Origin of the sequence: Desulfoluna sp. (genome assembly GCF_030145185.1) — a bacterium.
Lineage (GTDB): Bacteria > Desulfobacterota > Desulfobacteria > Desulfobacterales > Desulfolunaceae > Desulfoluna.
Map to the genome: position 1 here is coordinate 1 of NZ_JAQYWB010000107.1, position 12,527 is coordinate 12,527.

The 12,527-nt window shown below is 57.1% G+C and carries 8 protein-coding genes; all 8 read left to right on the forward strand.

The features are described 5' to 3' along the window. On the forward strand, nucleotides 1-3,240 hold a 3,240-nt coding region (locus tag Q1Q75_RS21180), incomplete at its 5' end, for an SDR family oxidoreductase (RefSeq protein ID WP_300674966.1). A gap of 660 nt (nucleotides 3,241-3,900) precedes the next feature. After that, nucleotides 3,901-4,185 (forward strand): hypothetical protein, encoded by a 285-nt coding sequence (locus Q1Q75_RS21185; protein WP_300674967.1) that lies wholly within the window; start codon nucleotides 3,901-3,903, stop codon nucleotides 4,183-4,185. A 564-nt stretch (nucleotides 4,186-4,749) separates the two neighbouring features. Further along, on the forward strand, nucleotides 4,750-5,184 hold the full coding sequence (locus Q1Q75_RS21190; RefSeq protein ID WP_300674968.1) for an OadG family transporter subunit: 435 nt from the start codon (nucleotides 4,750-4,752) through the stop codon (nucleotides 5,182-5,184). 162 nt (nucleotides 5,185-5,346) lie between these two features. Continuing rightward, on the forward strand, nucleotides 5,347-6,474 hold the full coding sequence (locus Q1Q75_RS21195) for a sodium ion-translocating decarboxylase subunit beta (RefSeq protein ID WP_300674969.1): 1,128 nt from the start codon (nucleotides 5,347-5,349) through the stop codon (nucleotides 6,472-6,474). Nucleotides 6,475-6,498: 24 nt separating this feature from the next. Continuing rightward, entirely contained in the window at nucleotides 6,499-8,052 is a 1,554-nt protein-coding gene (locus Q1Q75_RS21200; protein WP_300674970.1) for a carboxyl transferase domain-containing protein, read from the forward strand. A gap of 9 nt (nucleotides 8,053-8,061) precedes the next feature. Further along, nucleotides 8,062-8,262: a hypothetical protein gene (locus Q1Q75_RS21205; protein WP_300674971.1), complete on the forward strand. Its 201-nt coding sequence runs from the start codon at nucleotides 8,062-8,064 to the stop codon at nucleotides 8,260-8,262. A 37-nt stretch (nucleotides 8,263-8,299) separates the two neighbouring features. After that, on the forward strand, nucleotides 8,300-10,228 hold the full coding sequence (locus Q1Q75_RS21210; protein WP_300674972.1) for a biotin/lipoyl-containing protein: 1,929 nt from the start codon (nucleotides 8,300-8,302) through the stop codon (nucleotides 10,226-10,228). A gap of 1,827 nt (nucleotides 10,229-12,055) precedes the next feature. Beyond that, nucleotides 12,056-12,527: transposase (locus tag Q1Q75_RS21215; protein WP_300674973.1), on the forward strand; the 472-nt coding region annotated here is incomplete at its 3' end.

The following is a 12,527-nucleotide window of genomic DNA, read 5'->3' on the forward strand; positions in this document are numbered from 1 at the left end:
GTCTCCGCGCACTTCGGACTCGACGTTCCCGAAGATCTTCAGCTGAGAGATTTAAACACCATCGCCAAGCTCGCGGGTTACATTGCCGCCCAGGGCGAAGGCGCAGCCCCCGCCGCAAGCATGGCACCGGCTGCCGACGCGGCCCCTTCAGCCATCGCCACCGTCCAGGAGATCATCGCTGAGGAAACCGGCTACACCGTGGACATGCTCGATGAAAACCTCGACCTGGAGGCCGACCTCGGCATCGACACCGTCAAGCAGGTGGAAGTCTTCGGAAAAGTCTCCGCGCACTTCGGACTCGACGTTCCCGAAGACCTTCAGCTGAGAGATTTAAACACCATCGCCAAGCTCGCCGGTTACATTGCGCAGCAGGGCGGAGGAAGCGCAGCACCCACCGCTCAAGCCTCACCGGCCCCTGACGTCGCCGCAGAAAGTCCTTCAAGCGCAGCGGTGGTCTCTGCCATCAAGGGCATCATCGCCGATGAAACCGGCTACACCGTAGACATGCTGGACGACGGCCTGGACCTTGAAGCCGATCTCGGCATCGACACCGTAAAGCAGGTGGAGATCTTCGGAAAAATCTCCGCTCACTTCGGCCTCGACGTCCCCGAAGATCTTCAACTGCGGGATCTGAACTCCATCGACAGCCTCTCCGCCTACGTGGCAACACGAGCGTATATCCATACGCCCGCCATGGCATCAACACCCATGGCCGATGTGTCCGACCTCACGGTCCCCGCCTTTGAAGAAGGCGGGGTCAACCGATACGCCATCCGCGTTAAACAACTCGGAGATCGCTCCGGGGTTCACCTGGATTTAAACAAGAAGACCCTTCTGGTCACCGCCGACAAGCATGGCTTTACCGAGCAGGTGAAGAACGTGGTGGAAGCGCGGGGCGGCCGGGTCATCACCCTGGGAACCGACGGGTGCACCTACCCCTGTGATCTGGCCGACCACGCCAGACTCGTGACCACCCTGACTGAGATGCAGAGGCGAGAACCCTCCATCGACGGGGTCCTGCACCTGGCTGCCATGGACGGTTACCTGGAAAACTGCCCGAACGGCGTGGCAAGGGATGCCGAAGCCTCCATCAAGGGGCTCTTCCTCATCCTGCGCGAGCTGAAAGAATCCCTCGACCGCGAAGGCACCGTCATCGGCGCCCTCTCCGCAGGGTCGGTGGTCTTCCCTTACGGCGAGGCAGGCGGCGATAAAAGCAACCCGGCCTTTGCCGGACTCTCCGGCATGCTCAAGACGGTCAACAAAGAGTACGAAAAAACCCGGGTCCGTGTGATTGACCTGGCCCCCGGACTCACCGCAGACGATGCCCGCATGGCCGCCGCCGCCTTCATGGGCGAGCTGACCAACGGCAGCCGCCGCGTGGAGACGGGCCTTGCGGCCGGGAAACGCCTGGGCCTGAGGCTGGTGGCCGAATCATCGGCCAAAGGCACTCCGCTGATGAAGACCGGGGACACCCTGGTGGTCACCGGTGGTGCCCGCGGCATCACCTACGACATCCTTAAACAAGTCGTGACCCACGCCCCCTGCAACCTGGTGATCCTCGGACGCAGCGACATCGAGACCCTGGATCCTGCCTTTGCCACCGGCGCCATCACCGAAGGGGCGATCATGGCCCAGCTTCGCGCGACCATGAAAGGGGCCAAACCCCTTGAGCTCAAACGCGCAGCCGCTAAAATCGTCAAAATCCGTGAGACCCGGGACAACCTCGACACCCTGCGGCAGGTGGCCAAAAGCGTCGTCTACCACGCCGTGGATGTAGCAGACACCGAGGCCGTCACCCGGGCCATGGCAAGCCAGGCATCCATCGACGGGGTCATCCACGCAGCCGGCCTTGAAGAGAGCGCCATGATTGAGAAAAAAGAGCTCTCCTCCTTCAACCGCGTGTTCGACACCAAGATCAAAGGGGCAGAGAACCTCTTTAAAGGGCTCTCCGGAAAAACCCCGCGTTTTTTCATCACCTTCTCCTCGGTCACCGCACGCTTCGGAAACGAAGCCCAGGTGGACTACACCTGCGCCAACGACATGTTAGGCCGCATGGTGCAGCGCTTTGGAGCGGAGACCGGCTGCATCGCCAAGGTCCTGGACTGGACAGCCTGGAGCGGCAGCGGCATGGCCGCCACCAACGACACGGTGAAAAAGGTCCTGGAAGCCCGAGGCCTCACCTTCCTGCCCCTGGACCGGGGCGTGGCCTTCTTCATGGGAGAGCTGGCCGGTACGGCAAGCGGCGAGAGCCTCTTTACCGGGCCGGACATCGCCTTTGACCGCGACTTCATGTTTGAAGAGATGGACGCCGCCGATTTCGAACGGCAGACCCCCTTCATCGATGACGTCAAAGAAAAAAGCGACGACAAGATGGTCTTTTCCCGTGTACTGGATCTGAAGCGAGACCTCTTCCTGAAAGACCACAGCATGAAGGATGTGCCGATCTTTCTGGGCGCCACCGGTATTGAGACCATGGCTGAGGCGGCCTCCCAGCTCTTTTCACGGCCCAATGCACGGCTGGCGAGCATGACTGATTTTTCCATCCCCTACGGCATCAAGATCCTCAAGGAACGCCCCAAGGCGCTGGAGATTGAAACGGAGAAGAGCGACAAAGGAGACGATGCCCTCAACTGCCGCATCACCTCCACCTTCAAAAAAGGGAAAATCACAGGCAAGACAACCCTCCACTACGAAGGGACCTTCCACTTTACCGACAAGCCCGTGGAAGATCGTTTCTACGATCTCCCCGAATTCACCCCGGTGAAACTCGACGGCACCGTGGACGATCTGGTCTACCATCCGGAGCGCCTCTTCATGCACGGCTCTTTCCGGACCATCCGGGACATCACCTCCTTTGACGGAGAGACCCTGGTGACCAAGGTCATCCACAATGGGGAACGAGAGTTCTTCAAAGGCGACACCCGCCCTGAATTCTTCACCGATGTCATCATGGTGGACGCCATGTTCCAGACCGGCGGGCTCTTTGAGTTCTTCACCACCAGCGAGCTGGTGCTGCCCTACGGCCTGGATAAGTTCGAGTTCGTCCGGCCCGTGGAACGCGGCCAGGAGTACTACTGCATCACCCAGCGCGTGGCCTCAGACGATCGCACCAACACCTACCGCATGGTGCTCACCGACCTTGCCGGAAAGATCTACCTCGATCTCACCAACTTCCGCATGGTGAAACTCTCACACCTCGATGATCAGCACAAAATCAGCGACAAAGTCTCCGCCGCCTGATCGTAAAGAAGAAAACCCTTCGGACCAGACCACACGGCCCGAAGGGTTCAGTTTACCGAACCGCCCCTTCCAAAAGGAAAGGGCGGTTTCTTTTTTTGGGGAAGACCGGAAAACAAGCCTCCGGCGGCCAGGGAATGATCCCCTGGACCCCAGGTTGCGAATGCGCTGCGGGTGTCGCGACTCTCTACACCTCGCGTCCGCATTCGCGTGAAGGGTGAGGAAGCTGAGCGTGTAAACGGATCGTAGGCCGCCGCGGGAGCTACCGGGGTTTCCGCGTCAATTCTCTCGTCCCCAGGCTCTGCCTGGGGATGCCCACCGGAGGCTCTGCCTCCATGATTGATACCGCCGCAACCTATGATTTTTGCCACCCTCGCCGCCGAAGCAGTCAGGCTAAAGACGCCTCCGGCGGGCAGGGGATAAATCCCCTGCACCCCAGGTTCGCAAATCCTCCGTACCTTCACTTGTCGCGCCGTAGCCGGATGTCATCGTTCATTCGATGACACAAAGACAAGGGCGTAGGCGGAGCACGGCGCGCCCAGGAGGATGCTGTGGTGCCTCTACCCCATTGTCATAGCCTTGGCAGTGTCTCCGGTGGCCAAACGTTGGCCTTCTCTCGTCCCCAGGCTCCGCCTGGGGATGCCCACAGGAGGCTCTGCCTCCATGATTGATACCGCCGCAACCTATGATTTTTGCCACCCTCGCCGCCAAAGCAGTCAGGCTAAAGACGCCTCCGGCGCGCCTGTGGTTAACGGTATGGGTGATTCAAGCGCCTTCATCTATCCCGAAGGGCTCTCTTGTCACGGCGTAGCCGGAGTCGAAGACGGATCATGTTCTTCATGGTTAAAAAAATTCGTAACGATTCAGCTTGTGCTTCCGGCGGCACTGACGGGGACTAAACTCTTGAAAAGTTGGACAAAACAGGCTTTAAAAATTATTCTTGATTAAATGTAACTATTCAGCCAAATCTACTTCAGACGGCCAGATTAACGAAAACAACCCGCCACGTGACACCCTACCTCACATCCCCACACCGTCGGCAACGCGTCACATAAGGGTGCCCTTGGCCCCCTTTAAAAAACCAAGAAAGACGAACCAAAACGGAGCGCCGCACTCCGGTGCGGCTTTTTAGTTCGTCGTTACCCATGCCGCACCGGAGTGCGGCGCTCCAGGGGACAAGGGTGTTCAGGTGGTGATGTAAACACGCTGATGGCCGAAAGGTGTTTTAGCCTCCGTGACTTCGCCACCCTTGCCGCCTTCCAATCTTGCACCCAAACCTAAAATTGGCACGCATTATGCTTACTTTTACCCGTAACCTCACATGTGGCCTGCTTATGTCCAGGAAAAAAGACCGGCATCGCCCTCGATAAGTCATCGATACAGGATGTTAGCTTCAAAACATGCCGCCCGTGAGATTTTTACCCTTGGAGATTACGCAGCAACACCCGATGCACAGCATGTGGCTTCATATGCATGACGCACCTCGGGATTAACACTTTCGGAGAATAACTGATGCAGATTGCGACACTTATTGAACAGGTTTCTGCACAAAACGGCTGGAACATGGCCCTGGCAGGCATCACCATCGTTTTTTCATGTCTCGTCATCCTGGCACTTGCGATTTCCCGCATCCATAAGATCCTTGATCTTCTGGATAACCGGGACAAGCTTCGCCTTAAAATACGTGAATTCTTTATGGGCCGTGAAAAGGAGAAGCAGGTGGCGTCTCTTCTCACGCCTACCCTGGCCATCGAAGCCGCCCGTTACAAACGCCTGACCCCTTTTCTCGGGGAAAGCTTCAGCCTCAAAGGACTCATCCGTTTTGCCGAAGGCCGCGGCATCACCAGCCCCCCACCGGAAAAAATGGTCCGCCAGTTCCTGGAAGTGGGCCTCCTCAAAAAAGAGGTCCGCAACCTCTTCACGTGGGAAGAATCTCCGGCCAAATAGCCTGGGCTGACCGGGCTGAGACCCGCACCGCCTGCCCCATGAAAACGATGGCAACACCCGCCACCGGCGAAAAACGTTGCCTTAAAAGGGATGAGAAGGCACCCCCCGGCCCCACGATTCGACGGGTCTGGAGCGTGCTGAATCATTAAGAAATCGATACTTATGGAATCTCTGTTTTTACAGTTTTTAAGCAACACCGGCTTTGCCCTGGTGGATTACCGCCAGATCATCATGCTCTGTGTCGGGACGCTCTTTATCTATCTCGGCATCGCCAAACACTACGAACCCCTGCTCCTCGTGCCCATCGGTTTCGGCATTCTTATGGGCAACATCCCCGTCATCCATGGCATGGGCTTAAGTATCTACGAAGAAGGCAGCGTTTTAAGCTACCTCTACATGGGCGTCACCAAGGGCATCTATCCCCCTTTGATCTTCATGGGCATCGGTGCCATGACCGATTTTTCTACCATGCTGGCCCGCCCCTCCCTCATGCTTCTGGGGGCCGCCGCACAGGCCGGTATCTTCATCACCTTTTTAGGCGCCCTCATGCTCGGGTTTACCCCTGGCGAGGCGGCCTCCATCGGTATCATCGGCGGCGCAGACGGCCCCACGGCCATCTTCCTCACCTCCAAGCTGGCGCCCAAGCTCATCGGCCCCATCGCCATCGCTGCGTACTCGTACATGGCCCTGGTCCCGGTGATCCAGCCCCCCATCATGAAGCTCTTAACCTCCAGAAAAGAGCGCCTCATCAAGATGCGGGAGCCCCGAAAGGTCTCCAAGCGAGAACGCATTATTTTCCCCATCGTCGGCCTGATCCTGAGTTGCCTGCTGGCCCCTGCGGCCCTGCCGCTTCTGGGCATGCTCTTCCTCGGGAACCTGCTTAAAGAGGCGACCGTCACCGAGCGCCTGGCTGAAACAGCCCGAAATTCCGTCATCAATACGGTGACCATTCTTCTGGGAATCACCGTCGGTGCCAGCACCCAGGGAGACATCTTCCTCACCCAGGAATCCATCGGCATCTTTGTGCTGGGAGCCCTCTCTTTTGCCGTGGCCACGGCTTGCGGCCTGCTCTTTGCCAAAGGGATGAACCTCTTTCTAAAAGAGAAGATCAACCCCCTTATCGGTGCCGCCGGCGTCTCGGCCGTACCCGACTCCGCCCGTGTGGTGCACACCGTGGCCCAGCAGGAGGATCCCACAAACTACCTCCTCATGCACGCCATGGCCCCCAACATCTCAGGGGTCATCGGCTCTGCCATTGGCGCAGGGGTTCTCTGGAGTTTTCTCAGCTAAAAAGGAGCGAAAAGACCTTCTATTATGAAAAAAGTCAGTGAAAAAATACTCGATTTAAAACAGCGAAAGCACCTCATCATGCAGATGGGGGGAAAAAAAGCGGTGGAGGCCCACAAAGCCAAGGGCAAACTCACCGCCCGGGAACGCCTGGACCTCTTCTTCGACCGCAACACCTTCCGTGAGGTGGATATGTTCGCCACCCACCGCTGCACCAACTACGGCATGGAAGAGGTGGAAATCGCCAGTGACGGCGTGGTCTGCGGCTACGGCCTGGTGGACGGTCGCCCCGTCTACGCCTACGCCCAGGACTTCACCTCCCGTGCGGGAAGCTTAGGGGAAGTCCAGGCCCGGAAAATTTGCAAGGTCATGGATATGGCCATGAAATCCGGGGTGCCCATCGTGGGCATGAACGACTCCGGCGGCGCCCGCATCCAAGAGGGCATCGACGCCCTGGCCGGCTTCGGTGAGATCTTCTTCCGGAACTCCGCCGCCTCCGGCGTCATCCCCCAGATCTCCGCCATCATGGGTCCTTCCGCCGGCGGTGCCGTCTACTCTCCGGCCATGACCGATTTTATCTTTATGGTGAAAAAGACCAGCCACATGTTCATCACCGGTCCCGAGGTCATCAAATCGGTCACCGGCGAGACCGTGGACTTCGAAACCTTAGGGGGCGCCGAGACCCACAGCACCAAAAGTGGGGTCTGTCACTTTGCCTGCGAGGACGAGGCTGAAGCGATCAGCGACATCCGAATTCTCCTCTCCTACCTGCCCGCGAACAACATGGAAGATCCCCCCATCGTCAAAGGGGACGACTCCGGACGGCGCTATGTGCCCGAGCTGGATACCATCATCCCCGACTCCCCTTCAGCCCCCTACGACATGATCACGCTGATCCGTCACCTGGTGGACGACGGCACCCTGTTCGAGCCCCACAAGACCTTCGCCCCCAACATCATCACCTGCTTTGCGCGCTTAGGGGGCCGAAGCATCGGGATCGTCGCCAGCCAGCCCAGTGTCCTGGCCGGCTGCCTCGACATCAACGCCTCGGACAAGGCGGCCCGGTTTATCCGATTCTGCGATGCCTTCAACATCCCCATCCTGACCATCGCCGACGTCCCCGGCTTCCTTCCGGGCACCCAGCAAGAGTGGGGAGGCATCATCCGCCACGGCGCCAAGATGCTCTGGAGCTACGCCGAAGCCACGGTGCCCAAGCTGCTCCTTATCACCCGAAAAGACTACGGCGGCGCCTACATCGCCATGAGCTCCAAGCACCTCGGCACAGACTTCGCCTTTGCCTGGCCCTCGGCTGAGATCGCCGTCATGGGCGCTGAAGGCGCGGCCAACATCATCCACCGCCGGGAGATCAAGGACGCCCTCGACCCCGACGAGAAACGTCAGGAGAAGGTGGAGGAGTACAAGGAACTCTTCTCCAACCCCTACGTGGCCGCACAACGAGGCTACGTGGACTCCGTCATCGTTCCCTCGGAGAGCCGGGTACGCCTCATGGAAGCCCTGGAGATAAGCTCCACCAAACGTGAGATGCGGCCAGCCAAGAAACACGGCAACATCCCCCTTTAAGGAGCAGCCATGGAGACCGAAACACAACGAAAGATCAACATCCGAAAAAAAGCGGCTCTCAGCGCCGTCCTCGCCCTCCTGGCCTCTGAACAGGGCGCGGAGCCTGAGCCGATGAGGGCGGAACGTCCCAACGCATGGGGCCTTGCGGGACGCAGCCAGACCATGGAACTGAGAAACCTGATGCAACTCCGGTCCCTGGGACGCAGGTAAACCAAGAATACGTACGACCAAGGAGCAAAACCTTACGATGAGCCAGTCAACCATCCGAATATATGATACCTCGTTCACCGCCGGACAGGAGAGCCTCCTCTCTGGCCTGATGCGCACCTCAGAGATGGAGCGCATCGCCCCCTTTCTCAACCGCGCCGGCCTCTACGCCGTAGAAGCAACCCGTGGGTTTTCCTTTAAGAACACCCTGGCCGAACTCAACGAAAACCCCTTTGGCCGCATCCGAGCCATCAAGCGTGCCATGATGGACACCCCCGTGGCCATGACCCTCTCCGCCCTACACATGGCCGGACGGTCCGCCGCACCCCTGGATCTGGTGCGTGCCTATTTGAGCAGCGCCGCCGATGCCGGCGTCTCCATCTTCCGCATCTTCGATCCATTAAACGACCTGAGAAATCTCACCGTGCCCATCGAGACCGTCAAAGGCCTCGGCGCCACCGCGGTGGCGGCGATTCTTATTCCCACCTCAGGAAAGCGGACCCCCTTTGACACCATCGCCCAGACCGCCGCCCGCATCCAGGAGATCGGCGCCGACGCCGTCTGCCTCATGGACACCGAAGGCTTTCTCTGCCCGGACAGCGCCAAAAAGCTTGTGGCCCGAGTCACGGAAGCGGTTTCCATCCCCGTGCATCTCTCCATCGCCAACACAGCCATGTGCGGCACAGCCACCGCCCATGCAGCTTTTGAGGCCGGAGCCGCCGTTGTGGAAGCGGCCCTCTCCCCCTTTGCCGACGGCGGCGTCACCATCCCCTCAGAAGGCCTGATCAACTCTCTCAACATGACCCGCGAAGGCGCCCTGGAGCCCCTCTGCGAGGCCGCCGCCCTTTTTGAAGAAGAGATCCGTCCCCGACACCTGAGCACCCTGATGAAACGCTCCAACCTTCACCTGCGCAGCCTGGCCCTGAAATACCGCATCCCCGTCACCACCCTGCGTGTGGCCGTCAACCAGCTGGCAGGGATCGACAAAGCCGAGCTGCTTGAAAAGACCGTGGCCGAGATTCTCACCGTGCGAAACGACCTGGGTGAAATCGCCCTCAAGTTCCCCCTGGACGAGATGATCGTCACCCAGTCCATCAACAACGTCGTCTTCGACAACGTGGAGGCCCGCTACTCCATCGCCACCTCGGCAGTAAAAGACCACTGCTACGGCATGAACGGACGCACCGTCTCCGCCATTGACGGGGCCATTATCAAAACGGTCCTGGAAGGCGACCCCCGGGGTGAGACCCCCACCACCGCCTTCCCCCCCGAGCTGCTGCCCCCGGCCCTCAAAGGCGAAGAAAAACGAAACCCCCTGGCCAACGGCCTGGAAGACGAGGTCATCATGGCCCTCTTCCCCGTGGAAGGGAAACGCCACCTGGAGTGGCAAAAAGGGGTGAAACGCGTCCCGGCACAAGCAAAATTTCTCTCCCTGGAAGAAGCCCTGGAACGCGCGGCCATCGCCGAAAAAGTCCTCGATGGGGACCTGGAAGCCATCACTCGCAAGGCCAATGCGCCGGACCAAAGCCCCTACGCCCGCACCTTCAATGTCTTTGTGGGTGGAGATCACTTTGAAGTGGCCGTGGACGAAGTGGGTGGCCCCACCATCCTCAGCCATGCACCGACGGCGGCTCCCGCGATTCCGGCCCCTTCTGCCCCGGCACCGACTCGAACCCCAGCACCAGCGCCTGTGGCCGCACCGAAACCAGCGGCTCCGGCCCCCAAACCCGCAGCCGCTGCGGCACCCTCCGGAGGCGGCGCCACCCTCACCGCCCCCATGCCCGGCGTGGTGCTTCGTTATGAGAAAAAAGCCGGTGACAAAGTGGAAAAAGGCGACGTCATCGTGGTCCTCGAAGCCATGAAGATGGAGAACGTCCTCTCGGCCCCCGCCTCCGGCACCATCGGAGAACTCCCCTGCCGCGAAGGCGACACCGTCTCCACCGGCGATGCCCTCTGCGTCATCGAATAACCAAAAAAAGCCCCCCGAAGCATCGCTTCAGGGGGCTTTTTGTTTTTAATTCAATCCGTAACTATTCAGCTCATAAACAATAGCCTCCGGCGGCAAGGTGAAGCCACCTTGAAAGCGGGTTTACGAATGCTCTATGGCTATCGGTCTTCTCAGCACCTCGCGTCCGCATTCGCACGAAGGGTGAAGGCCGGTATCGTGTGTCGTAAACGCGTGGGCCATCGGTGCTTCTTTGTCAATTCACGGATTGACATTAACCGTAATAACTCCGGCGGTGAGGGTGGCGAAGCCACTTAGGCAAAACCACTTAGGCAAAACCACCTTGAAAGCAGGTTGCGGATGCGTTTTGTCCCCAGCAGGACCGCCAGAGGCTTAAGCCGAATAGTTACAAAGAAAAAGCCTAAAAACATTAACCACGAAAGACACGAACAGGGAACAACGACAAAAAACAGAGCAACAACCCTCTACAACCCCGGAAAGTCAGATTCTTTCTGGCTTTCTCTTTTGGCTCATAGCCCTCTTTCGTGCCTTTCGTGTGGTTCGTGGTCATCCCTTTGTTTTTGGTTTGTGCTCTATTTTTCAAGTGGTTGAAACGACGAAAAGCCTAAGAACATTAACCACGAAAAGCACGAAAATCACGAACAGGGAACAACGACAAAAAACTGAGGAACCAAAACAGGTCAGATCAGATCACCTAGCCCGAAGCGTAAGGGCTTCAAATCTCGACATCCCATTTACGAACATATTCAGCCAACCAGCTTCGGCGTTATATTGCTATTATAAATAGGTAGTTTAAAACCTGCCAACACCCTTATTCACCACCAACACATTCGGTTTGCCGATCTTACTTTCGATGATCGGCAGTGTTTCCCTCGCTTTCATTCCCTCCAGGTCCTCCACCTTCAGCCTCAAAAGATCCGATACGCGAAGCCCATTGTTACTACCCAAGGCTCATAGGAGCAGGTCCCTATGCTTGTCGGCCAGAAATTTACTAATTATCCGAATGCCTCACTATCTTTGACAGGTTCCACCGGATGTTCCAATTTTCTTCCATGGCTTCGGTGCCCCTTTGTCGTAGCACGTTAAGTTTACCGGATAAATTGTGCCAAACCAGACATTCAAAAGCAACAGGAGTGGAGGCCAGGGGTGGTTTTGGAGGTAAGCCATTGGAAATAAATATGATAGGGTGATGGGTCGAATATTGATTTTTACCCAAAACTCAACATTCACTTGTGGCGTGGTTTCGTCAAAAGACAGAGGAGGGTCGGGGGAAGGGCCTTGCAGGGAAATATTGGTTTTGAGGTGGGAGATGCCCCCAAGGTTTCTGTTCAGGTTGAACGTACGACACCCTTATAAACGCCACCTTTGCGTTCATATGCTCGCACGATATTACTCATTATGCATAAGAGTTACAAGACCTTGTAGCCGCATGCATTTGTTTGTATTGATAATTTCGGTGTAACTTACTACTCTTTTTGGCGAGCACGTAGAAGACCTCAAACACAAAGGAGAGTCATGAACCATACCACTTCCGTTGCTATGCCAATGTTGGTGGGTTAATTCTCGGAAGGATTCGCGGATGTTAAATGTCGGGTTGGATTGTCCTATGTTTTGGTTTAACGGTCCGATAAACTCGGGCCGGGCTACAGCTGGGCGTTCACAAGCGTTTCTGTAAACCAACCACTTTCGCTTTTAGGCCGGTTTCGCCATGCGCCACCCGGCCCTTTAGCTCTACGTTGAGCCTGTAGAATAAGTCAAAACTGAGCATATAGTGCTGTATTTATTGCTCAATATTTGCTATGATTCACCAAATAACTCAACGAGGTGAACATGGCCCGATACAAAAGTTATTCACAAGCACAATCGCTTTTTATTCCTGTCCGTTTTAACGAGCAAATTATCCCCGGTACGTTCGTATTCGCCATCAACCATATTGTCGACAACGAGCTGGACCTATCGATCTTTGAAAAAAAGTTTTTCAATGAAAGAACCGGTGCTCCGGCGTACAACCCAGCCGTCCTTTTGAAGATTGTCCTTTACGCTTATTCCTTGGGTGTTGTTTCGAGCCGGAAAATAGCTTGGTGCTGCGATACCAATGTTACGTTTATGGCTTTGAGCGGAGATTCCAGGCCCCACTACACGACCATCGCAAAATTTGTATCATCCTTGAAAGAAGAGATCTCTGCGCTTTTCACTCGTGTGGTTGTCATTTGTTCTATGGAGGGCTTGATCGGAGAAAAGATGTTCGCCATTGATGGGTGCAAACTCAGTTCCAACGCATCCAAAGAGTGGAGCGGAACCC